Below are 25,070 nucleotides of genomic sequence, written 5' to 3' on the forward strand. Positions count from 1 at the left end.
AATAGGGTGAAATTTTTTCATCCTATATTATATATTCTTCTTTTTGAAAGGTATATCTAGGTTTTATTATATCTTGTTAGCACCTTGAGTCAATATTTCTAATTATCATTACAATATACTTCCTAATTATATATTTGGGATGACAAAAATTGTTCAAAAAGATTCTGATTCATTTTATTTTATTTATCGCACAATTCTTTGTAAAATAGAAGTAGACAACGACTTTTCAAATACACAACTTCTAAGAAATATTTCCTCCCTAAGAATCTATCCTTACACCATATCTCTAACATACACACCACTCTTTTAAGCACTCATTGAAAATTTACGACATAAAATTACCTTTTAATTCCCTAATAGCCTTAATTGAGAATAAATATTAATTAAATTGGTATAAAGTTGGTTTATTCACTTGACAAAATAACCACTTCTATATGATAATTAATATCGAATTAGAATTATTATAGTTAATTAAAAAATATATTTTATGAGCACACTATTTTTTGATGCTCAAAACCAACATTTAGGAGGAATTTTAATATGTTATTAATCGGCACAGAAGTAAAACCGTTTAAAGCTAATGCTTACCATAATGGAGAATTTATCCAAGTTACTGACGAAAGTTTAAAAGGAAAATGGAGTGTAGTTTGTTTCTACCCAGCTGACTTCACATTCGTTTGCCCAACTGAACTTGAAGACTTACAAAACCAATACGCAACTCTTAAAGAGTTAGGCGTTGAAGTATACTCTGTATCTACAGACACTCACTTCACTCACAAAGCATGGCATGATAGCTCAGAAACTATCGGCAAAATCGAATACATTATGATTGGTGACCCAACTCGCACAATCACTACAAACTTCAACGTTTTAATGGAAGAAGAAGGTCTTGCTGCTCGTGGTACATTCATCATCGATCCAGACGGCGTTATCCAATCTATGGAAATCAATGCTGACGGTATCGGCCGTGACGCAAGCATTCTTGTTAACAAAATTAAAGCAGCTCAATACGTACGTAACAACCCAGGTGAAGTTTGCCCAGCTAAATGGCAAGAGGGTTCTGCAACACTTAAACCAAGCCTTGACCTTGTAGGCAAAATCTAAGGAGTTCGATCAAAATGATACTAGATGCAGATATAAAAACACAACTATCCCAATACCTTCAGTTAATGGAGAACGATATTTTACTTAAAGTAAGCGCAGGAGACGATAACGTATCTAAAGATATGTTAGCTCTAGTAGACGAATTAGCTACTATGTCATCTAAGATTACAGTAGAAAAAGTTGAATTAGAGAGAACACCAAGCTTTAGCGTAAACCGCCCTGGTGAAGACACTGGTGTCGTATTCGCTGGTATTCCATTAGGACACGAATTTACTTCATTAGTGTTAGCTTTACTACAAGTAAGTGGACGCGCTCCAAAAGTTGAACAAAAATTAATCGATCAAATTAAAAACATTCAAGGCGAATATCATTTTGAATCTTATATCAGCCTAAGTTGTCATAACTGTCCTGATGTTGTACAAGCTCTTAACGTAATGAGCGTTCTAAACTCTGGTATTACACATACTATGATTGATGGCGCTGCATTCAAAGAGGAAGTAGAAAGCAAAGACATCATGGCAGTACCAACTGTTTACCTAAACGGCGAATCTTTCGGAAGCGGTCGTATGACACTTGAAGAAATTTTAGCAAAAATGGGTAACGGTCCAGATGCATCAGAGCTTTCTGATAAAGATCCATACGATGTTCTTGTTGTTGGTGGCGGCCCTGCTGGTGCAAGTGCAGCGATTTATGCAGCACGTAAAGGCATCCGCACTGGTATCGTTGCTGAGCGCTTCGGTGGTCAAGTAATGGATACTATGGGTATTGAGAACTTCATCAGCGTAAAACGCACTGAAGGTCCTAAGCTAGTAGCAAGCCTTGAAGAGCACGTAAAAGAATACGACATCGATGTAATGAATCTACAACGTGCAAAACGTTTAGAGAAAAAAGAACTTATTGAAGTGGAACTTGAAAACGGCGCTATTCTGAAAAGTAAGAGCGTAATCGTTTCAACAGGTGCTCGCTGGCGTAACGTTGGCGTACCAGGTGAAGCTGAGTTCAAAAATAAAGGTGTAGCATACTGCCCACACTGTGACGGTCCATTATTCATTGGAAAAGACGTAGCAGTTATCGGTGGAGGTAACTCTGGTATTGAAGCAGCTATCGACTTAGCAGGTATTGTTAAGCACGTAACTGTTCTTGAGTTCATGCCAGAATTAAAAGCTGATGCTGTATTACAAGAGCGTCTTAACAGCTTACCTAACGTAACTGTTCTGAAAAACGTTCAAACGAAAGAAATTACTGGTACTGATAAAGTAAACGGTATTTCTTACATCGATCGTGAAACTGAAGAAGTTCATCACGTTGAATTACAAGGTGTATTCGTACAAATCGGTCTTGTGCCAAACACAGACTGGTTAGGCGAAACAGTTGAACGCGCTCGTGGTGAAATCGTAACAGACAAGCACGGCGCTACAAACGTACCAGGAGTGTTTGCTGCAGGTGACTGTACAAATAATCCGTACAAACAAATCATCATCTCTATGGGTTCAGGTGCAAACGCAGCTTTAGGTGCATTTGATTACTTAATCCGTAACTAATTAAAAAAAACAGGTGCCTTAGCACCTGTTTTTTTATAATCCTAACGTATAAACTAAAAATCTCTCATTCCCATTCTTCTCATAAGCACCCGGCAATCTAACCTCTCTCTTTAATTCAAACGCTGTCTGGTTCTCTAAGAAGAAAATATAATCCTCCGAAGGATAGTATAAAATAATGTCCACTTCCCTCTCTGCCTCTTCTACCGAAAGCAAAATGTTATTTACTACGTTCATAAATACTTGTACTGAAAACGGATTAAAGAAATAAAATCGGTTATCACGCGAATCAACTTCATATTCTTGTGCTAAACAGCACTCAAATTGAATTTTATCTTTGCTGTTTCGTACTTTTCGCACATAACGATCACGATTATCCATCGCATCTTTATAAAACTCTTCATTCATTTCAATTCCAACTGCTGAAGCACCGCACTTATGGTGCATGTAAAAGTTTAATCGTCCTTTTCCGCATCCAAAGTCTACAATTCGGTCGCTACTTTTAATTTCGTATTGGTTCAAAAGTTCCTCTAATCCACTATATGGCGTCGGCTCATAACGGTGGTAATGCATAGACTTATTAAATCCCTTTTGCTCGCCGACTGTTTTTATATTTAAAACTGCATCATAATATTGTTCGTTCATTGATTTTCTCCTATTAAAAATGGTACTTATTATTATACACCATGTATTGGAGAGGAATTTTTCATCAAATTAGTTGGTATGTGAAATTATATCAACGATTTTTTCAATATATCTATCGTAACTTCAAATATATCAACGATTTTTCAAATATATCGATTTAACGACAAAGTATGACAAAAAAACAGGAGCTCTCTAGCCCCTGTCCTCTAATACTTTCAATACAGTTTGTTTCAATATTTCTACTCCATCCATGATACAACTATGATCGAACTTCATATACGGATGGTGTAATCCAGGTTGTAGATTAGCCCCTAGTCCAAGCATGACAGCTTTTAAATGTGGTCTCTTCACTGTGTAGTAATGGAAATCATCGCTTCCTGTCGTATACAGTGGTCCAGTACATCCCTCTTCCCCGTACACTTCAAGAATGCCCTTTCGCATAAAGCGCTCAGCTTCTTCTGACACTTCAGCTCCTGGTGCGAGATCGATCCACTCATAAGATACTTTAGATCCCATTGATTCAGCTGACAAAATTACTTGCTCTATTTTTTGCTTCAATTCATTTAGTAATATGTTATTCTCTGCTCTTACATCTAAACTAAAATGACCGTTACCCGGAATAATATTTAAATTATCACCACCAGCTTGGCACCTTGTCATCTTCACTGAATAGGAACTTTGCGGCGGTAACCATATATTTTTCAATCCAATATTGATCATCGAAATGACATCAATTGCATTTATCCCTTGATGCGGGCGTGCCCCATGTGCATCATCTCCGTGAATCGTTCCTTCTAAAAATCCTGCTGCTCCGTGACGAATAGATGGGGCAGCTTGTTTCAAAGGTAGTTCTTCAATCGGTCTTAAATGAACACCAAATAAGAAGTCAGCATCATCCACGGCACCCTTCTCTACCATCTTTAAAGAACCATTTCCTTTTTCCTCTGCCGGCTGAAAAATAAACCTAACCGTTCCACTACCCCATCTCATATTTTTCAATTGTAAAATAAGCCCCATCACAATTGTCATATGTGCATCGTGACCACATGAATGATTCGCTTTAAACTCTCCGTCTACTTCTTGCCAAAGTGCATCCATATCGGCACGAATTGCAACAACTGGATTTCCACTTCCAATTTCAGCGATCACGCCTGGGCAATCATCAAATATTTTATATGAAATTCCTTCTTCTTTTAAAAAGTTAGTAATATACGCTGTCGTTTCATACTCTTTCCAACTCACTTCAGGGTTTTCATGTAAATGCTGAAAAATTTCAGTTAAACGCTCTTGTAGTTCTAATGTTTTCAAAGCTACATTCTCCTTCCCAAATTCCAAAACCATTCAGGTTAATTATACTTATGAAAAACAGATGTTTTTATGAACATATTGAATTTTAAGAAAAAAGTCAATTGTTTATTTTCAAACACTTAAAAAGCTTACTCTACATCTATATTACAAACTAAACAAACAACTAGAATATTACTTATTTTCTGTCTTTTATGTTGACGCTTACATATCTTTTTAGTTATCATAACCTAATAAACGTCTATTTTACGACAATTCTAAAAATACAAACAAACATACATAACAAGGAGGAAATTTATGAAAAAAGAAATACCTTTTGGAATAGCAATAATCCCTATTATTATTACAGTTGCAGTTATGATGGTTACAATTGTTGTATTAGAACAAAGCCCTCACGTCCCACTTATTATCGGTACAACCGTTGCTTCTATCGTCGCTTGGCGTTACGGTTACAAATGGAACGACATTGAAGAATCAATGTATAAAGGAATTCGCCTCGCATTACCCGCTATCGTTATCATTATTCTAGTAGGTTTAACGATCGGTGCTTGGATTGGCGGCGGAATCGTCGCAACAATGATTTATTACGGGTTAAATCTTTTAACTCCATCACTATTTTTAGTTTCAATTACAATTATTTGTTCTATTGTTGCATTAGCGATTGGTAGCTCTTGGTCTACAATGGGAACAATTGGTGTTGCAGGAATGGGAATTGGCCTAAGTATGGGAATCCCAGCTCCAATGGTTGCCGGTGCTATCATTTCCGGTTCTTATTTCGGCGATAAAATGTCACCGCTTTCAGACACGACAAACTTAGCCGCAGGATTAACAAATACAGATTTATTCACACATATTCGTCATATGTTATTTACTACAATTCCAGGTTTAATTATTACTCTTATCGTTTATGCGCTCTTAGGAAGAAGCTTTGGCGCTAACAATATTGATGCAAAAAGTATCGATCAAACGTTACAAGTATTACAACAAAATTTTGTTATTTCACCCTTCCTATTAATTATACCTGTAATCGTAATGGTATTGGTTGCTAAAAAGGTTCCAGCTATACCAGCTATTCTCGTAGGTATTATTTTAGGATTTTTATCACAAGTCTTTATTCAAGGTGGTTCTGTCTCATCAGCTGTCGGCGCACTCCAAAGTGGATTTGTTATAGAAACTGGAAATAAGCTAGTAGACGAACTCTTTAATCGTGGTGGTTTAAGCTCTATGATGAATACGGTCTCTATGACAATTGTCGCTATGACCTTCGGAGGAGTACTAGAGCATACTGGCATTCTTCGCGCAATTGTAAATCAAATTTTGAAATTAGCGAAGTCATCAAAAGGACTTATCGCTTCTACTATTGCTTCGTGCTTTGCGACAAACCTTACTTGCTCTGAACAATATATCTCGATTGTTGTTCCTTCAAGAATGTACGCAAATGCATACACAGAAAAAGGACTGCATTCTAAAAATTTATCCAGAGCATTAGAAGATGGCGGAACATTAACTTCTGTCTTCGTACCTTGGAATACATGTGGTGTATTTATTCTCGCAACACTTGGAGTTGGTGCATTCGAATATGCTCCTTATGCTATATTGAATTTCATCGTACCTATTATCTCAATCCTTTACGGCATAACTGGTCTCACAATTACGAAACTATCAGACATTGAAAAAGCAGAACTACTAAAAAAACAAAAGGCTCAATTAGAAGCTTAAAGATAACGGTAAATTCAGTTCGTATATTGCGCGAGGGCGTCCTTGTTGATAAGGCATTTCCTCGCCGCAAATATGAACATACCCATAATCAACTAGTTTCTTTAATAACCTTTCTGTTGATCGGCGAGTCACTTGTAAGTATTCAGAAAGATCTGCTGCTGTAAACTTCAATGACGGATGTGATTGACTAAATTGAATAATTTTTGATAAGTTTGCTGGACTAAGTTTCGTTTCCTTCGCTATTTTCATTAGCTCCGGGTTATCATTCTTCAAACTTTGTACTCTCTGTTCTTTCGGGAACGGACCAAATAGTTCTTTATCACTTGTTAGTATATAAAAACAGTGGTCTATTGGATTATTCTTCGCGAAACCTTGAGCGATTTTAGCATTTTGCTCTGCTTCCTTCACAGTTTTTCCGTAACCAAATCCAATAGCTATCGTTCCTTCTATACTCGCAAATAAATCATTTATCATATTTGTTTTTATAATCGATTCAATATCACCACGAGTCGTATACAAAATGAACGTCATTTCATCAACTTTTTTAAATGAACCACGTAGTTCTTTTGAAATGACATCTAATTGCTCAAGCAAACCTTCTCGTAATTCTAAAGAAGAAATCATGCAAGCACCAACAGTAGCTGAATGGCTTTTTGCTAACTCAGCTTTTATTTTCGCATCTTTTAACCCATGTATAATGGATTGCTTCGGATCTATCATACGCTCTGAAGGAATACCTATTTTTTGAAGTTCATCATAGACAGTGTGAATGCTAGTTAAAGCTAAATGAGCCTCTCCAGATTGGTATTTAGCTACATGAAAATCAATAACTCTCTTTATTTCATCTTTACTCCACAGCATATTTTCATAATCAAACACTTGTGGATTTTCTTTTATACCGATATCATGGAACACATTTGTAATGAATGAGCGGTCTACTAAATCAATTGAAATTTTATGTGGTTGAATACGTTGGTGATACATGACAGAAAGAATAGAAGATGCGACAGTTGTCTCGTCTTGCTGTAAGTACGTACTTGGAATTCGTAATTGTTCTCTTATTTCTTTTGCCATATAATAAGGTAAAGCACCTGAGAAAAAGATGAAATCACAAGGCTTTAAACGCTTCAATAGTTCAGAAGATTCTGCCGGATGAAGGTAAATATATGGATCAATTTCTATTTCTTCTAGTTTATGAGCGATAGGTAAAAGTGTCTCCATAAACTCTTTTGAACCGACGACTGCAATTTTTATCATCATTTTCTCTAACTCCTTATCATTAATTAACGACTATTTAACGTCAACTATATCAAATGTACAAAACCATTGTAAACAGGAAGGGGTCTTTATTCAATGAAAATTACAGCTATTCATCTTTACGCAATTCGTTTACCGCTTCGCGATCCGTTTGTTATTAGTTATGGTTCTTATTCTGATATGCCTTCTATTATCGTCAAAATGGAAACAGACGAAGGCATTATCGGTTACGGTGAAGGCGTTGCTGATGATCACGTTACAGGCGAATCATGGGAAAGTACTTTCCATACTTTAAAACATACACTGGCTCCTGCACTCATCGGGCAAAATCCAATGACTATCGAGAAAATACACGATATGATGGATAACACAATTTACGGTGTTCCTACTGCGAAGGCTGCAATTGATATCGCTTGTTTCGATATAATGGGTAAAAAACTAAATCAACCTGTATATCAATTAATTGGCGGACGATACCATGAAGAATTCCCTGTCACTCACGTCTTAAGTATCGCAGACCCAGAAGACATGGCTGAAGAAGCTGCTTCTATGATTCAGAAAGGTTACCAATCTTTCAAAATGAAAGTCGGTACAAATGTAAAAGAAGATGTAAAACGAATTGAAGCAGTACGTGAACGTGTAGGAAATGATATTGCGATTCGCGTTGATGTAAACCAAGGGTGGAAAAATAGCGCAAACACATTAACGGCACTTCGTTCATTAGGACATGTAAACATCGACTGGATTGAACAGCCTGTTATAGCGGACGATATTGACGCAATGGCTCATATTCGTTCTAAAACAGACCTTCCGCTTATGATTGATGAAGGATTAAAAAGTTCTCGTGAAATGCGCCAAATCATTAAATTAGACGCTGCTGATAAAGTGAACATAAAACTAATGAAATGCGGCGGCATATATCCCGCTGTAAAACTCGCTCATCAAGCAGAAATGGCAGGCATTGAGTGCCAAGTTGGATCCATGGTCGAATCATCTGTTGCCTCTTCCGCAGGATTCCATGTCGCTTTCTCAAAAAAAATCATTACAAGCGTAGAACTTACAGGACCATTAAAATTCACGAAAGACATTGGTAACTTACATTACGACGTGCCATTCATTCGCTTAAACGAAAAACCAGGACTAGGCATTGAAATAAACGAAGATACATTACAAGAACTAACCGTCTTTCAAGATGTTGTACGCTAAAGGAGGGCTCATACATGACAGTTCTATATGAAGGTGCATTAAAACAAAATAACGAGCTATTTCACGTTACATTACTATCAAGAGAGCATATCGAACAAATTTTATCACTACAAAACGTTGTAGTTGAGGCATTAGAAGATAAAGGTCGTTTACAACCACTCTCACAAGAAGAATTTCAATACATTCTAGAAGGAAACGGCATGATGATCGGTGCTTTTATAAAAAACGAACTCATCGCATTTCGCGCCCTACTCGTCCCTCCTATCGACGACGAACATTTAGGACTTGATATTGGCCTATCAGAAAGCGAACTACACCGCGTCATCTATCAAGAAATCTCAAACGTTCATCCGAACTGCCGAGGAAATGGGATGCAAAAAATATTAGCAAACGTCATCATGGACGAATTACAAAAAGAAGATGGCAAATACGATTACGTTTGCTGCACAGTTGCGCCTTTTAACATTCCGAGTTTAAAAGATAAGTTTGCGCAAGGGATGGAAATTGCTGCGCTGAAAGAGAAATACGGCGGGAGTATGCGGTATGTTTTTGTGAAGGAATTGCGCGGGGATAAAGAAAGAGATTGGACGGATGTTCAGCGTATTCTAATGAGTGATGCTAGTGGACAGCAGGCGTTGCTTTCGGAAGGGTATCGTGGGTATGAGATGGAGAAAACAGACGATACTTTCATTGTGAAGTTTGGACGATAATTTACATGCAAGAAAAGGAAGGGGTATCCCTTCCTTTTTATTTTCTCCTCGCTGAACAGTTCTTTGGTACATGAAATTATATCAACGATTTTTCAAATATATCTATCGTAACTCAAAATATATCAACGATTCGACAAGGAATATCGATTTACCGACAAAAATCGATATTCCTTACTAAACCGTCATCTTCCAACTCGATAACGCTAACCAGTTTTCCATTTCCTTATAATCAGGCATTATCTTCCCGACAAGACGCCAAAAAGAGCGATCATGATTTAAATGAACCATATGACACATTTCATGAACGACTACATAGTCAATTACTCGCTGTGGTGCCATTGCTAACTTCCAATTGAATGTTAGCTGTAAATTCGAATCGCAAGTACCCCAAGTACGACTACTATCTGTAATACGAATAGAACGTGGTTTTGTTTTGAAATTACTTTGATGCGCTTTAATACTCTTCTCTACTAAAGTTTTACACTGCTTATAATAAAATCGTTTTAAAGCTTGCTGTATTTTCTCATCCTTAAGCTCTTTCACATAAATATGTAGCTTATTCCCTTCAAACACTGCATTGTCTTGCGTAATACTTGCATCTTGAGAAATTTGTATTGGATACGTATTCCCTAAGTACAGAAAACCCTCGCCTTGATCATAATCCTTTTCCTGTGGTCCAAGCGCTCGTTCCTGCATTTCCTGACGTGTTTTCTGAATCCACTCCCATTTCTCCTCTAACAATTGGACTAAGTATTCAACAGGCGTTCCTTTTGGAGCCTGCACTTCCACATTTCCGTACGAATCTACAAAAAGACGCACCGATTTTTTCTTTTTATAAGTTATATGAAAATTAATTGTCTCACCTAAATATGTATGTACCATTTCATCACCTAACGTATTATTTTACAAATAAAAAAGAGTAGGATATAAACGCCCTACTCTACCTATTATATCATTTATCGCTTTAACGGAATCATTACCCTCTATACTTTACACCTAATCCCTTAATGAAATTCCTTGCGTATCTATCACCGCACTCTTTGTAATTTTTATGACCTTTTTTTCTTAATAGAGCGCCTAACTCTCCTTTTGTTACCGTAACACCTACGCTATCTAATATATCAAGTACATCCTCACTCGTTAATGATAGTGCAATTTTCATTTTCTTTAGAAGAAGGTTATTAGCACTCTCTTTGCTTTGTACAGGTGCCGGTTGTCCTGGTTTCGGATCTTGTTTCCCTCTTTTTAAAGTAATAAATCCATTTAAAAATGCTTCTAACATCACCATATCGCACGTTAATACGTACTCATCTTCGATTACATCATCATTTTCAGCTTCATGCTGAGGAGCTCTCTTTATTTTTGTAAGCATATCAACTACGTCTTCTTTCGTTACTTCCATACCACCAAGTTTAAAGATTTCTACCATATCTATATCTCTTATATCTAAAGCGTACCTTACTCTTTTTAATATATCGTTGTTGCTCATTGCCATTGTTTTGCCTCCTGAAATGTTGATTATAATAATGCTTTTAGCATGTGTAAATGAATGTCGTTAAGTTACTACTTTAACATTTTAGAGGGCGGTTTTGTAGTCTTAGGTGGATTAATGGTTGTGGGGATGATTTTATTTATTATTAAGAGATACTTCTAATAACGAATTTATTTTATTAGAAATTAAGAAAGATCCTATCGATAGAAACGCCTTCAATCAAATTAAATACTGTAAAAGGTATTTTAGTTGGTAGTGGGATAGCTCCTTCCTTTGAGGATGATATTAATAAAGCAAAAAAGGATGGGGATTTACTATTAATTAACTCACTTAAAAATGGACTAACCTGATATAGGTTAGTCCATTTCTTTTTATGCAGCTCTAATTTAATTGGCAGCTCAAACGTGAATGTTACGTAAAATTCAGGCGAAATATATTGATTATATTTACTTAAGTTTTACTTTTTATTTGTGGTACAGTTCACCGTAACTAATCTAAATGAGGTTATTATTCATTATTTTCATAATTAAATTTAACAAAAAAGGTCGTGCCTTCCGATCCTGTTTGAATTTCTATTTTTGCATTATGACGGGCAGCAATGGCATAACATATGCCTAGCCCCAATCCAGTTCCATTATCTTTTGTCGTGTAAAATGGAGTACCCAGTTTCTCTAATACTTCAGGCCTGATACCTTCTCCTTGATCCCGCACTGCAAGCACCACACAATTTCGACCTTCTTTGTAGGTGCTAATGGTTAGAGCTTTTTCTGTGCCCATCGCTTCTAAGCCATTACGATATAGGTTTATTAATAATTGCCGTATCTCATTACGATTTAAAAGTAATTCCGGAATGTCATTTGTATCGACTTGAATATATTTATTTTGATTATACGTATCAATCTTTATTAAAGGAATAATATCGCGGATAATTGAATTTAAATCTAACATCTGCAAATCTGATTTCTTTGTATTACCCATTGAGAGAAATTCAGTAATAATAGAATTGGCACGGTCAAGTTCTTCAATCATTAAATTAAAGTGCTTGTTATGTTTCTCATAGGTTGGCTCTTCTTTTAATAACTGCAAAAATCCTCGTACTGTTGTCATTGGATTTCTAATCTCATGGCTGATGCCTGCTGCCATTTGCCCTATTAAATCTAGGTTCGATAACCTTTTCAATTCCTGCTCATATTGCTTTTTTTCCGTTATGTTTTTAAAAATACAACAAATACCATCATCATACGGGTATGCAATAACTTCGTGCCAATATTCATCAGAGGTAGAAAAAAATTCGAAACAAACTGTAGTTCGCTCTGACATTGCACGATGAAGTTCCTTATACATAACTTCGTCAACGCTACTCGGGAAAATCCCCCATATATTCTTGCCTAATACATCTTTTGCTGTTTTTCTTTGTGGAAAATATTGATGCTTATTTACGTACGTAAATGCCCATGTATTATTCAAAGTAAAAAATCCATCCGTAATACTTTCAATCACACTTGTAACTTTTTCATTAGCAACAGCCAGTTCTCTCGTTCGCTCTTCCACCATGCTTTCAAGTCGATCCATATATAACAAGTTGGAAAATGTAGGCGCTGTGGCATCAACGATAGATTTTGCCAGTTGCATTTGGGAATTATCATAATTGTGAGCTTTTCCCTCTTTGCCAACGACGATTACCCCTAATACTTCTCCCATTGAAACCAATGGAATCATCAGTAGACCCTTACAATCTATTTTTTTTGTTTGAATAACCTCTTGGATCTTGGCTTCATAGCTTTTCTCCATCCAATCCGCTTCTGTCCAATCACAGTCCTTGCTTAACTTCGTTGTTTTAATCGTGGTTTTGTCTAGCGGGTCTAAAAGGTGGGCAGCCATGTTTTTACTCTCTAAAATCTGTCCTAAGTAAAGAAAACATTTATCAAAACTCTCCTGTATCGAGGAACACATTGATAAATCACGGGTAACATTTAGTAACAGCTGCTTCTCGGCAATAAGGTTTTCCTTTTGAGTTAAATTATTTGCGTTTTGAATTGCGACCGCGGCCATATTTACATAAGCTTCAACACTTTGAATTTCTGAATTTGTTAAGTTCATTGGAACTCCATAATCAAATAAAAAAACCAGACCAAATAACTCTTGCCCAAATGAGATAGGTAGAGCTAATAAAGACTTAATTTTGAACGCAGCAACTGGTCTCGAATCCGGCCGATCATCCTTTGATGTATCAGGGATATAAATGGTTTTTTTTGTTTCAATAACTTCTTTTGCTAGTAAGTCTATTTCAGGATCGATTACCTGAGTATCGAGCGTTACGCCATTTATTGTCTCTGGTTTTCCTGCAAACCCTCTAAATGTTCCATCTTCCTGGGGTAAATAAATTCCAACAGCGTTGCACTTAACAATCTCCTCTGATATAGCCATTGTTACACGCTGCAATACTTCACGTAGTTCTAACTTTGTATTTATGATTTTTGTTATATTCGCGAGCCTAGAATATCTCGCCTGATCACTTAACATTCACATGGCCTCCAATTATAGGCATAATAAAATAAACATGATACTATCATTGAAAATCAAGACCAACCATTTTCGATTTTCTCCTGTATTCTTTTCTTACCCTTGTTCGACATAGAATACCGCCCTTACTTATAATACGGTTCACCTTAATTAAAATGAAACAGTGTAACTTTCAAAAGTTACACTGTTTCACTCCCCCCATCTTTATTAACACTCGCCTCAAACTTATCAAGTAATGCACGCACTTCATCCGTCGACTTCGTGCTCATCAATTGATTTCTCAATTCAGCAGCTCCAGGGAAGCCTTTCACATAAATTTTGAAGAAACGGTGAAGCCCTGTGATGGAGCGTGGTAGTACTTCTGCATATTGATCTTGAAGATCAAGTTGTAGTCTTAAAAGATCAAGGTGTTCTTTACTGCTATGCTCTCTTGGCTCTTTTTCAAAAGCAAATGGATTTTTAAAGATGCCTCGTCCAATCATTACGCCATCAATACCGTATTTTTCAGCAAGTTCCAGCCCCATTTTACGATCAAGGATGTCTCCATTGATTGTTATTAGCGTATTTGGTGCAATGCGGTCACGTAATTTTTTTATTTCCGGAATTAGCTCCCAGTGCGCATCTACTTGGCTCATTTCTTCTCTTGTACGTAAGTGAATAGAAAGGTTTGCAATATCTTGTTTGAAAATGTGCGTTAACCAATCTTCCCACTCGCTTAACTCTTTAAAGCCAAGTCGTGTTTTTACGCTGACAGGTAGTCCGCCCGCTTTTGCTGCTTGGATAAGTTCTGCCGCAACGTCTGGACGTAGAATAAGGCCACTCCCTTTTCCTCTTGATGCAACGTTCGGTACAGGGCATCCCATATTAATATCGATACCTTTAAATCCTAGCTCTGCCATACCAATACTCATTTGGCGGAAGTATTCAGGGTTATCTCCCCAAATATGCGCCACGATCGGTTGTTCATCTTCTGTGAAAATTAAACGGCCACGTACACTTTTCATACCTTCTGGATGACAATAGCTATCCGAGTTTGTGAACTCTGTGAAGAATACGTCTGGGCTACCAGCTTCACTTACTACGTGACGAAAAACAACGTCTGTCACATCTTCCATTGGTGCAAGTACGAAAAATGGTCGTGGTAAATCACGCCAAAAATTATCTATCATTTCAAATTCAAATCCTCTCACTATGAATACAATTTCAAACTCTCAATTTATAATTTATGAAAATCAGCAATATTTATTTTAACTAAAATCGCTTATAAATGGTATTTTTGTAAACCAAAAAGCAGATGGTATAGATTTTCCTATATCAACTGCTTTTCTATTATACCAACTTAAGCCAAGCTACACACTCAACATGAGTCGTATGCGGGAACATATCAACAGGTTGTACTTCCTGCGTTTTATATCCGCCTTCTTCTAGTACTTTTAAGTCACGTGCTAATGTTGCGGGATTACATGATACGTATACGACGCGTTTTGGCTTCATGTCGATGATTGTGTTTAGTAGTGCATCATCACAACCTTTACGCGGTGGATCTACGACCATTGTATCGGCGATTATGCCTTCTTTGTACCATTTTGGAATGACTACTTCTGCTTCTCCTACGCCAAACTCAGCGTTTGTCATGTTGTTTAGTGCTGCATTTCGGTTTGCGTCTTCGATTGCTTCTGGGACGATTTCAACGCCGTACACTTTTTTCGCTTTTTGCGCTAGGAATAAGGAAATTGATCCAATTCCACAATAGGCATCAATTACTGTTTCGTTGCCATCTAGTTTTGCATATTCTAACGTTTTATCGTATAACACTTTCGTTTGTTCTGGGTTTACTTGATAGAATGAACGTGCTGAAATTGCAAATTTAATGTCACCGATAAAGTCATAAATGTATTCTGATCCGTACAGTACTGTCGTTGTGTCTCCGAAGATTACGTTTGTACGTTTCGTGTTTACGTTTTGAACAATCGATTTTACTTCTGGGAATTTCGCAGCAATTTCTTCAATGATTGCTTTTTTGTTCGGCAGTTCCGCTGTACGTGTAATGAAGACAAGCATAATTTCCCCTGTTACTTGTCCGTAACGAGCCATTACGTGACGAAGTGTTCCTTTATTACGCTCTTCGTTGTATGCCGAAATACCGTGCTTCTCACAAATACGTTTCACTTCTTGAATTAATGTATCATTTTCTTCGGCCTGAATTAAGCAAGATTCCATATTAATGATGTCATGCGTTCCTTGGCGATAGAAACCAGCTACAAGTCCGCCTTCACGTTCTCCGATTGGTACTTGTGCTTTATTGCGGTATACCCACGGGTTTTTCATGCCAAGTACAGGATGAACAGGAACATCACCTAGTCCTCCGATGCGTTGCATAACGTCGCGTACTTGTTTTTCTTTCGCTTGTAATTGTCCTTCATATGTTAAGTGCTGAAGCTGACAACCGCCGCACTGATTGTACACTGGGCATTCTGCATCTTTACGATATGGGCTCTCTGTATGAAGCTTCATTAAACGACCGAATGCGAAGTTTTTCTTCACTTTAATAATTTTAATTTGTGCTTCTTCACCTGGTAATCCGTTTTTAACGAAAATAGGATAGCCTTTTACTTTCGCAACACCGGCACCATCATGTGTTAAATCTTCAAACACTACATCTATAAATTCGTTTTTTTCAACTGGTGGCGTCATTTTTGTACTCATTTTCCGACCTCTCTTTTTCATAACACTGCGTTACATTTTATCATACTTATACGGTCTATTTCTATCGGAAGAAAAAAAGCTATTGACGATAGTTCTCTGCTAATGTTACGCTACTACTAATTTAATACGGACGATGTTACCTCATATATACTCGATAATATGGATCGAGAGTTTCTACCCGGCAACCTTAAATTGCTGGACTATGGGGAAAACTAATGAATATTAGCCTATGTGCAAAAAAGGACTCATATTGATTAGCTTTCTCTCATAGATGAAAGTGAATCCATATGGGTCTTTTTTTATTTTTCTAAAAGGTCAGACATCTTACGTATGACATAAAACCTCTTTGTTTTATTTTTAGTAATATAACGAGCGTTTTATGTACAAACTTTATACGAACTTCTGAAAGGGGCAACTACATGCAATATGTAATGAGCATTATCGGTATTCTTGTCGTTTTAGGTTTATGCTTTGCTTTGTCAAACAACAAAAGTAAAATCAACTTCCGTGCAATTGCTATTATGATTGGTTTCCAAATTTTAATCGGTTGGTTTATGTTTGGCACAAAAATTGGTCAACAAATTATCATCTTCATTAGTAAAGTTTTCAACAAACTAATTAAACTTGGTACGACAGGTGTCGATTTTCTCTTTAATGGAATTCAAAGAGATTTTGTCTTTTTCTTAAATGTATTATTAATTATCGTATTTTTCTCAGCATTACTTTCTATCTTTAGTTATTTAGGTGTTTTACCATTCATCGTCCGCGTTGTCGGCGGTGCAATTTCAAAAATTACCGGTTTACCACGCGTCGAGTCATTCCACGCAGTAAACTCTGTATTCTTCGGTTCAAGTGAAGCGTTAATCGTTATTAAAAATGATTTACAGCATTTTAACAAAAACCGTATGTTTATCATTTGTTGTTCTGCGATGAGCTCCGTTTCTGCTTCTGTTACAGCATCATACGTAATGATGTTAGATGCGAAATATGTACTAGCAGCTCTTCCATTAAACTTATTCTCAAGCTTAATCGTTTGTTCGTTATTAACACCCGTTGATACGAAGAAAGAAGATGAAGTGATTCAAAAATTTGATAGAACTTTATTCGGAGACAGCTTTATCGGCGCAATGATTAACGGTGCGCTTGATGGTTTAAAAGTAGCTGGTATCGTTGCTGCATTAATGATCGCCTTCATCGGTGTGATGGAAGTTGTAAACTACGTAATTAGCGCAGCTTCAGGTGCAATGGGATATGCTGTTACTTTACAACAAATCTTCGGTTATATACTTGCTCCATTCGCATTCTTAATGGGTATTCCGACTCAAGATATTATCCCAGCTGGTGGTATTATGGGTACAAAGATTGTTTTAAACGAATTTGTAGCAATCCTTGATTTAAAAGGTGTTGCATCAACATTATCTCCACGTACAGTCGGAATCGTTACAGTATTCTTAATTAGCTTCGCAAGTATTAGCCAAATTGGTGCGATCGTTGGTACAATCCGTGCCCTTTCTGAAAAACAAGGAAGCGTCGTATCAAAATTTGGTTGGAAAATGCTATTTGCATCAACACTTGCTTCTATTTTATCTGCGACAATTGCTGGATTGTTTATTTAATAAAAACTCCACCTTACTTCTCCTTTTTCTAAAGGAAGTTTAGGTGGAGTTTTTTCATCTTCTAAATGTATTTTTATGTAAATCTCACCAGAAAAAAATAAGGTATTTTTTCCGAAATATTCCAAAAGTGTATTCCCCTATATATTCTATAGTGATATGATGGACAAGGGTATAATTCAAATTTTTAAAACCAAAAATTTGAATTATTGTCACTTATAAGAACGATGGTTTCATGACATAAGTGATGATAATTAAAACACAATAGAAGGATGATAGAATGAAAAAGTATACATATATCGCTTTACTTTCTTCTGCTATTCTCGTAGGTTGTAACACTAGTAGCTCTAGTGATAAACAAATAAAAGAAGCAACGGCGAAACAAACAGTTGAACAGAAAAAAGCGAAAGCAGTTGAAATTCCTTTAACACAAGGAGTTATTACATGGGATCCGTATGAATATAACGCACAAAACACCACGCTTTATACCAAAGATTTAAGGGATTCATTCAAACAAGTACGTTACAATATTTGGCGTACTGCTGATGGTCCTGAAAGCAAACAAACTTTTACTTCACAAGAAAAAGATCGTGACTTTGCCCTCCCACTACATTTAAAATCATTTCATTTAAAACGTGGCGAATTTCAAATTGAAACAGTAGGAATCAAAGAAGATCATACTGAAACAAATCTAGTAACATCTAAAATTACATTCCAGCAACATGTACCCGTATTAATGTACCATGCGATTGAAAAATACCCTGGACCAAGTGATGGGGATTACGGCTTATACGTACCACCTGAGCAATTCGAAAAGCATATGCAATATTTGAAAGATAACGGTTATACGATGCTTACGTTTGAACGTTGGAATGATATAAATCGTGTAAATAAACCTATTTTTGTAACGATGGATGATGGTCGAAAAAATAATATGAATGCTCTTCATATTTTACAAAAATTAAAGGATGATAGATTCCAACCTACTGCTACTGAATTTCTTACTGCAAATGAGATAGACAAACCAAATCGTCTATCAACAGATGAGATAAAACAAATGATGGATTCAGGCATTTTTTCTATTCAATCGCATACTGCTAATCATACGATGATGGCTCATTCAAGTAATTATGATGAGGAATTACGTAGTTCGAAAGAAAAAATCGAAGCCCTTACTGGTAAAGAAGTCATTGCTCTCGCCTATCCAGTAGGTTCTTATAATGATCCAGCTGTTGAAGAAACAAAAAAACATTATGAATTCGCAGTAACTACTGATCATGGTAATCACATTACAAAAGGGATGCCAAACGAACAGTACTTAATTAAACGCCATTTTGTAGGGCCTAATACATCTATGGAAAAATTCATATCTCTTATAAAGTAAACTTTACTAAAAGACGAAAGAATATTTCTATCGAAAGGCACTAACCTATCTCATAATTAAAAATGATATGCTGAACAAGGGTATGTCCCCACCTCTCTTACAGCGGTGGGGATTTTAAATACGTATGCAACATAATACACAATAGAAGGTGATTTTATGAGAAAATACGCAGCAATCGCTTTATGTACGTCTGCCATTTTAGCTGGCTGTAACAGTAGCAATGTAAGTCCTGAACCTAAAAAAGAGAAAAAGGTTCAAGAGACTAAGAAACAAGAAGTGACCGTACAAGAACAAGGTAAAATTTCTTATCATCCAATTACACACGAATCTACAAACACTACTATTCATATGACAGATATAAAGGATACTTTAAGTGAGGTACAATATAAAATTTGGCGCACAGCTGATGGGAAGGAAAGTGCTAAATCTTTTTCTTCTAAAGAAAAGGAGAAACAATTTACACTTCCTTTTGATATAAAAGAATTTGAAGGAAAACGCGGTGAGTTCCAAATTGAAGCAATAGGAATGAAAGAAGATGGGAAAATCATTCCACTCACAAAAGCTGCTATTACTTTCGAACAAAAGGTTCCCGTTCTTATGTACCATGCACTCGATGATTATCACGGACAAGGCATTAAAGATTTATTCGTATCACCCGCTAACTTTGAAGCCCAAATGAAATATTTAAAGGAAAACGGCTATACATTACTAACTTTTGAACGCTGGGGCGATATTAATAAGGTGAATAAACCTATCTTTGTTACATTTGATGACGGTATGAAAAATAATATGAATGCATTTCATATTTTGCAAAAGCTAAAAGACGATACGTTTAAACCAACAGCAACAGAATATATGATTGTTAATAATGTCGATGCTGACGGATCTCTTTCTACATCCGACATAAAAGAAATGGTTGATTCGGGTATTTTCTCCATGCAATCTCATACTGCAACACATGTAGACTTACCGAAGATTACAAACTATGAAGAAGAATTAAAGGAATCGAAAGAAAAGCTAGAAAAAATAACAGGTAAGCCTGTTATCGCAGTTGCTTATCCATTCGGTCATGTAGATGATAAAGTCGTTGCAGAAACGAAGAAGTATTATCAATTTGCGACGACAACAAAGCCCGGAAAGTTCATTACGAAAGGTGAACCCGATGAGCTGTTAAAAATGAAGCGTGTTCGCATACACAATACGACGACAGTAGAACAATTTGCTTCTTCGATTAAATAACGATCAGAGCTCAATATATTTTGAGCTCTCTTTTTACGCTATATTTATATATATTTTTTGAATTTTCTTGTATTATATATAGTAAGAAATCTTTCAAATTAAAGGAGATTATACATATGTCATTTGAACAAACGTTAGAGAAATATGCTGCTCTTGCAGTCAATGTTGGTGTTAATATTCAACCAGGACAAACATTATCAATTAGTGCACCTCTTGAAGCTGTACAATTTGTACGCCTCGTTACAGAGAAAGCATATAAATCTGGTGCAAAACACGTATATGTTGATTGGAATGATGAAACGTTAACACGCTTAAAGTTCGATCTAGCTCCTGAAGAAGCATTCTCTGAATTCCCTTCTTGGAAAGCACACGCTCGTGAAGAATTAGCAAAAGAAGGCGCTGCATTTATGTCTATTTATGCAGAAAATCCTGATTTATTAAAAGGTGTAGATTCAACGCGTATTGCAGCTGCTCATAAAGTAGCCGGTGAAGCAATGAAAGTATATCGTGATTACGTACAAGCTGATAAAGTAAGCTGGTGTGTCATTTCTGTTCCTACGAAAGAATGGGCTGCGAAAGTATTCCCTGACGTTGCACCAGAAGAACAAGAAGCAAAACTATGGGATGCTATCTTTAAAGCGACTCGCGCTGATTTAGAAAATCCTGTAGAAGCATGGAAAGAACACGATGAAACGTTACATACAAAAGTTGATTACTTAAACGAAAAACATTATAAAGCTCTTCACTATACGGGTCCTGGAACAGATTTAACAATCGAACTTCCAGAAAAACATGTATGGGCTGGTGCTGGTAGCTTAAATGAAAAGAACGTACCATTTATGGCGAACATTCCAACTGAAGAAGTATTTACAATGCCGCTTAAAACAGGTGTAAACGGCCAAGTATCTAGTACAAAACCGTTAGCATTTGCAGGTAACATTATCGATAACTTCACGTTAACATTTGAAAACGGACGTATCGTAGACTATAAAGCTGAAACTGGTGAAGAGGCTTTAAAACATTTAGTAGAAACAGATGAAGGTTCTCACTTCTTAGGAGAAGTGGCTTTAGTACCTCATGACTCACCAATTTCAAACACAAATATTTTATTCTACAATACGCTATTTGACGAAAACGCATCTTGCCATCTTGCAATCGGAAGTGCTTATGCATTCAACTTAGTTGGCGGAAAAACAATGTCTAAAGAAGAACTTGCTGAAAACGGAGCAAATACTAGTATTACACACAACGACTTCATGATCGGATCAGCTGAGCTTGATATCGATGGTATTACAGATGACGGAAGACATGAACCAATCTTCCGTAAAGGTAACTGGGCATTTTAATAAAAAGCAAAAGGCTATCTCCCGCACCGGAAGATAGCCTTTTATGATGCCGATGAAACCTTAAGTCCAATTACTCCTAAAACAATAAAAAGAATACAAAATGCTTGGAATAAGCTAATGTGCTCTTTAAAAAAATACACGCTAATGATTGTAATAAGTAATGTTCCTACACCAGACCAAATGGCATAAGCGATACTTAAATGAATTTTTTTGACAACGATTGCAAATACGCTGAAACAAATTCCATAAAATACGAAAATAAGTACACTTGGAACGAGCTTTGTTAAACCGTTTGATAATTTCATCGCAATTGTTCCAGCTACTTCAAAAACAATTGTTACGAGTAATAATAGCCAATATATCATACTAGAGTCTCCTTCTCTGTTACCTTATAGAGATTCTAGTATACTACTTATAGTCCTAATGAAATATATTTAATTTCTAAATATTCCTCGATACCGAAATGGCCTCCTTCACGGCCAATACCGCTTTCTTTAAAGCCACCGAACGGCGCTTGTGCAACCGATGGAAGTCCATCATTTAAACCGATAATTCCGTACTCTAACGCTTCGCTAATTTGGAATGCTTGGCTAATATCCTTCGTAAAAATATATGCAGCTAAACCGTATGGCGTATTGTTCGCACGCTCAATTACTTCTTCAACCGTTTTAAATTTCGCAACAGGTGCAACTGGACCAAATGTTTCTTCATTCATACAAAGCATCGTATCATTCGCCAACCCAATTACAGTTGGTTGCATAAAGTGTCCGTCTAGCTCTGCAACCTTTTGGCCACCATATAAAACTGTTCCACCCTTTTGAATAGCATCTTCGATATGTTCTTGTACTTTCGAAACTGCATTCTCGTCAATAAGTGGTCCTACAGTCGTTCCGTCACCGAAACCATCTCCTACTTTCAACTGCCCTACTGCCTTTTGGAACTTCTCTACAAACACTTCATACACTTCTTCCTGAACAAATACTCGGTTTGTACATATACACGTTTGTCCTGCATTACGGAATTTCGAACCAATTACCGCTTCTACCGCTTTATCTAAATCCGCATCATTCATAACAATAAACGGTGCGTGACCACCTAACTCAAGTGAAACTTTTTTCATCGTTTGTGCAGCACTAGCCATTAATTCTTTCCCAATTTCCGTTGATCCTGTAAAGGAAACTTTTCGAACACGTCCATCTTCCATCCACGTATCAGCAATTGCTTTCGCACTACCTGTTACAATGTTTATTACACCTTTAGGAATGTCCGCTTCATGGGCTAATTCAGCTAATTTTAACGCAGTTAACGGCGTTTGACTTGCAGGTTTTACAACCGCTGTACATCCTGCTGCAAGTGCCGGGGCTACCTTTCTCGTAATCATAGCAGCCGGGAAGTTCCAAGGTGTAATAGCTGCCATCACTCCAACTGGTTGCTTCATAACTAAAATACGTTTATTTGGATGAGAAGCCGGAATCATTTCACCATATACGCGTTTTCCTTCTTCTGCATACCATTCAACAAAGCTATTTGCATAATTTACTTCACCAAGCGCTTCTAGAAACGGCTTTCCTTGTTCTCTCGTCATGATCGCTGCAATCTCTTCTTTATTTTCATCGATAAGTGTGAACCATTTTTTTAATTTCGTTGCACGGTCTGCTGCTGTTAACTTAGACCATGATTGAAAAGCTTCATGTGCAGCATCAACAGCTTGCTTTGCCTCTGTTACCCCGCCCTTTGGTACCGTCGCAAATATTTCCTTCGTTGCTGGATTATTTACTTCGATTTGTTCTTGCAATGTAATCCACTCACCATTTATATACATCGCCTTTTTCTCTACATTTACAAACGTCGCTTTTTTATCCAATGTTCTCTTCCTCCTCTATAAGTTTCTTTATTTTCCTCGTGGCAGCAGATTGACTTATTTTTAAAAACTCCGCTACTTTATAACTCGATCCATATGTTTTATATGCTTTCAAAATAATATTACGTTCCACTTCTTCTAACATTTTATAGAGACTTTGGCCGGACTGTTCAACCGTTGATTCTTGCATCGCTATTGGCAAATCTTCTATCGTAACGATATCATCAGCAGTTATAACAATTCGCTCAATCACATTTTCAATTTCTCTATTATTTCCTTCCCATGGGTAACCAACAAACATTTGTAATGTACTAGGTGCTAATTTTACATTCCGGCCATATTTCTCGTTAAAGTGCTGTAAATAATGATAAATGAGCGGCAAAATATCTTCTGCTCTTTCCCGAAGTGGCGGAATTAAAATTGGAATGACATTCAGACGATAATATAAATCTTTCCGGAATGTTCCTTGTTTCACCATCATACTTAAATCTCGATTTGTTGCCGCTACAATTCTAACGTCCACCTTTTTTAATTCTCTTCCGCCTATAGGGCGAAACGTTTTTTCTTGCAACACTTGCAAAAGCTTCGCTTGAATTTCGAGCGGCATTTCGCCAATTTCATCTAAGAAAAGAGTTCCTCTATGCGCTGATTCTAATAGTCCCTTTTTCCCTTCACGATTCGCACCTGTAAAAGATCCACCTGAGTATCCAAAAAGCTCTGATTCAATTAAATTCGTTGGCAATGCCGCACAATTAATTTCATAGAAACTTTCATTCTTCCTGTTACTCACTTCATGTAAATGACGTACTAATCGACTCTTCCCTACTCCTGTCTCACCTAAAACGAGAACTGTACTATCTACCACGGATACTTTCTTGATTGTCTCGACTATTTTTTGCATAGCGATACTTTTAAAAATAAGTCCTTCATGTTCATATGTTTCTCTTAATTCTTTTTTATATGTTTTTAACTGATTATCCATTTCCTCTACCTTTTGACGTAATTGGTAGAGTTCTGTAAGATCACGAGAATAACTAATTACTCTTCTTAAATTTCCCGCATTATCAAAAACAGGCCTTGTACGAACGTGTAAATACTCTCCTGATTTTGTCGTTTGAACGAGTTCAATCGGTCTCTTTTTTTCAATTACTTCTAACGTTGCCGATGGATAAAAGATACCATCCTTCTGCAATTCTTTCACATGCTTACCTACTAACTCTTTAGCACCTAGTTGATAATGCCTTTCACATGTACTATTTACACGCACAACGATTCCCTTTTCATCAGTCACAAAAATTTCGTCAAACGCATATTCAAATACATCTTGTAAATCCATTAACACTCGTTCCTTTTCTCCAACCATCCTAGCCACCCCTAACTTCCAATCCATCGATTCACTTCACTACCTTTATTATAAAGTGA

General features: G+C 36.7%; 21 protein-coding genes and 1 riboswitch. Of the genes, 9 read left to right on the forward strand and 12 right to left on the reverse strand.

The annotated features are described in order from the left end of the window. Positions 1-540: 540 nt before the first annotated feature. Positions 541-1,104, forward strand: coding sequence for an alkyl hydroperoxide reductase subunit C (gene ahpC / locus QCI44_RS26330; protein ID WP_000924422.1), 564 nt, complete (start codon positions 541-543; stop codon positions 1,102-1,104). Positions 1,105-1,118: 14 nt separating this feature from the next. Then, a complete protein-coding gene (gene ahpF, locus QCI44_RS26335; protein ID WP_016089513.1) occupies positions 1,119-2,645 on the forward strand; it encodes an alkyl hydroperoxide reductase subunit F in 1,527 nt (508 codons plus the stop codon). A gap of 33 nt (positions 2,646-2,678) precedes the next feature. Here ahpF and QCI44_RS26340 read toward each other — a convergent pair whose 3' ends face one another. After that, the gene (locus QCI44_RS26340) at positions 2,679-3,287 is read right to left on the reverse strand and encodes an SAM-dependent methyltransferase (RefSeq protein ID WP_016133505.1); all 609 of its coding nucleotides are present in this window, start codon (positions 3,285-3,287) and stop codon (positions 2,679-2,681) included. Between the two features lie 192 nt (positions 3,288-3,479). Beyond that, entirely contained in the window at positions 3,480-4,595 is a 1,116-nt protein-coding gene (locus tag QCI44_RS26345; protein WP_353761363.1) for a M20 peptidase aminoacylase family protein, read from the reverse strand. 294 nt (positions 4,596-4,889) lie between these two features. Between QCI44_RS26345 and nhaC the strand changes: the two genes are divergently transcribed. Continuing rightward, on the forward strand, positions 4,890-6,311 hold the full coding sequence (gene nhaC / locus QCI44_RS26350) for a Na+/H+ antiporter NhaC (RefSeq protein ID WP_016089516.1): 1,422 nt from the start codon (positions 4,890-4,892) through the stop codon (positions 6,309-6,311). Here nhaC and QCI44_RS26355 read toward each other — a convergent pair. Continuing rightward, positions 6,300-7,571, reverse strand: a complete 1,272-nt coding sequence (locus tag QCI44_RS26355) for a transcriptional regulator (RefSeq protein ID WP_353811505.1) — start codon at positions 7,569-7,571, stop codon at positions 6,300-6,302. The two genes, nhaC and QCI44_RS26355, sit on opposite strands and share 12 nt — an antisense overlap. Before the next feature lie 93 nt (positions 7,572-7,664). Between QCI44_RS26355 and QCI44_RS26360 the strand changes: the two genes are divergently transcribed. Together QCI44_RS26360 and QCI44_RS26365 are read left to right on the forward strand one after the other, a co-directional pair. Beyond that, a complete protein-coding gene (locus tag QCI44_RS26360) occupies positions 7,665-8,774 on the forward strand; it encodes a mandelate racemase/muconate lactonizing enzyme family protein (RefSeq protein ID WP_016133501.1) in 1,110 nt (369 codons plus the stop codon). Between the two features lie 14 nt (positions 8,775-8,788). Continuing rightward, positions 8,789-9,484, forward strand: coding sequence for a GNAT family N-acetyltransferase (locus tag QCI44_RS26365; RefSeq protein WP_353811506.1), 696 nt, complete (start codon positions 8,789-8,791; stop codon positions 9,482-9,484). A gap of 174 nt (positions 9,485-9,658) precedes the next feature. On the opposite strand, the gene QCI44_RS26370 is transcribed toward QCI44_RS26365, so the two are convergent. From QCI44_RS26370 to rlmD, 5 genes are all read right to left on the reverse strand, one after another. Next, a complete protein-coding gene (locus QCI44_RS26370) occupies positions 9,659-10,366 on the reverse strand; it encodes a M48 family metallopeptidase (RefSeq protein WP_016089520.1) in 708 nt (235 codons plus the stop codon). A gap of 94 nt (positions 10,367-10,460) precedes the next feature. Continuing rightward, positions 10,461-10,979: a YehS family protein gene (locus tag QCI44_RS26375; RefSeq protein WP_116363670.1), complete on the reverse strand. Its 519-nt coding sequence runs from the start codon at positions 10,977-10,979 to the stop codon at positions 10,461-10,463. Between the two features lie 504 nt (positions 10,980-11,483). Continuing rightward, positions 11,484-13,499: a GAF domain-containing sensor histidine kinase gene (locus tag QCI44_RS26380; RefSeq protein WP_016089522.1), complete on the reverse strand. Its 2,016-nt coding sequence runs from the start codon at positions 13,497-13,499 to the stop codon at positions 11,484-11,486. 179 nt (positions 13,500-13,678) lie between these two features. Beyond that, positions 13,679-14,668, reverse strand: coding sequence for a tRNA dihydrouridine synthase (locus QCI44_RS26385; RefSeq protein WP_116363671.1), 990 nt, complete (start codon positions 14,666-14,668; stop codon positions 13,679-13,681). Positions 14,669-14,828: 160 nt separating this feature from the next. Next, positions 14,829-16,205, reverse strand: a complete 1,377-nt coding sequence (gene rlmD / locus QCI44_RS26390; protein WP_016089524.1) for a 23S rRNA (uracil(1939)-C(5))-methyltransferase RlmD — start codon at positions 16,203-16,205, stop codon at positions 14,829-14,831. Positions 16,206-16,326: 121 nt separating this feature from the next. Continuing rightward, positions 16,327-16,428: riboswitch (purine riboswitch) on the forward strand. A 196-nt stretch (positions 16,429-16,624) separates the two neighbouring features. Between rlmD and QCI44_RS26395 the strand changes: the two genes are divergently transcribed. Next, positions 16,625-17,821, forward strand: a complete 1,197-nt coding sequence (locus tag QCI44_RS26395; RefSeq protein ID WP_016089525.1) for a NupC/NupG family nucleoside CNT transporter — start codon at positions 16,625-16,627, stop codon at positions 17,819-17,821. On the opposite strand, the gene QCI44_RS26400 is transcribed toward QCI44_RS26395, so the two are convergent. Beyond that, positions 17,818-17,946 (reverse strand): hypothetical protein, encoded by a 129-nt coding sequence (locus QCI44_RS26400; RefSeq protein WP_255290085.1) that lies wholly within the window; start codon positions 17,944-17,946, stop codon positions 17,818-17,820. The two genes, QCI44_RS26395 and QCI44_RS26400, sit on opposite strands and share 4 nt — an antisense overlap. Positions 17,947-18,098: 152 nt before the next feature. Here QCI44_RS26400 and QCI44_RS26405 point away from each other — a divergent pair, with 152 nt between their 5' ends. The 3 genes from QCI44_RS26405 to QCI44_RS26415 all read left to right on the forward strand — a co-directional run bounded on the left by QCI44_RS26405 (position 18,099) and on the right by QCI44_RS26415 (position 21,787). Then, the gene (locus QCI44_RS26405) at positions 18,099-19,202 is read left to right on the forward strand and encodes a polysaccharide deacetylase family protein (RefSeq protein ID WP_353811507.1); all 1,104 of its coding nucleotides are present in this window, start codon (positions 18,099-18,101) and stop codon (positions 19,200-19,202) included. 156 nt (positions 19,203-19,358) lie between these two features. Then, positions 19,359-20,441 carry a polysaccharide deacetylase family protein gene (locus tag QCI44_RS26410; RefSeq protein WP_116363672.1) on the forward strand — a complete coding sequence of 361 codons (1,083 nt, stop codon included), beginning with the start codon at positions 19,359-19,361 and terminating at the stop codon, positions 20,439-20,441. A gap of 116 nt (positions 20,442-20,557) precedes the next feature. Continuing rightward, positions 20,558-21,787, forward strand: coding sequence for an aminopeptidase (locus QCI44_RS26415; protein WP_016089528.1), 1,230 nt, complete (start codon positions 20,558-20,560; stop codon positions 21,785-21,787). A 41-nt stretch (positions 21,788-21,828) separates the two neighbouring features. Here the strand turns inward: QCI44_RS26415 and QCI44_RS26420 are convergent, their stop codons facing one another. The 3 genes from QCI44_RS26420 to QCI44_RS26430 are packed head-to-tail and all read right to left on the reverse strand — an operon-like array spanning position 21,829 to position 25,011. Beyond that, positions 21,829-22,152 carry a DMT family transporter gene (locus tag QCI44_RS26420; protein ID WP_016089529.1) on the reverse strand — a complete coding sequence of 108 codons (324 nt, stop codon included), beginning with the start codon at positions 22,150-22,152 and terminating at the stop codon, positions 21,829-21,831. A 47-nt stretch (positions 22,153-22,199) separates the two neighbouring features. Further along, positions 22,200-23,651: an NADP-dependent succinate-semialdehyde dehydrogenase gene (gabD, locus tag QCI44_RS26425; RefSeq protein WP_016089530.1), complete on the reverse strand. Its 1,452-nt coding sequence runs from the start codon at positions 23,649-23,651 to the stop codon at positions 22,200-22,202. After that, positions 23,644-25,011: a sigma-54 interaction domain-containing protein gene (locus QCI44_RS26430; protein WP_016089531.1), complete on the reverse strand. Its 1,368-nt coding sequence runs from the start codon at positions 25,009-25,011 to the stop codon at positions 23,644-23,646. The genes gabD and QCI44_RS26430 overlap by 8 nt, the downstream gene beginning before the upstream one ends. Positions 25,012-25,070 lie beyond the last annotated feature (59 nt).

Origin of the sequence: Bacillus cereus group sp. RP37, from assembly GCF_040459695.1 — a bacterium.
In the GTDB taxonomy this organism is placed as follows: Bacteria; Bacillota; Bacilli; order Bacillales; family Bacillaceae_G; genus Bacillus_A.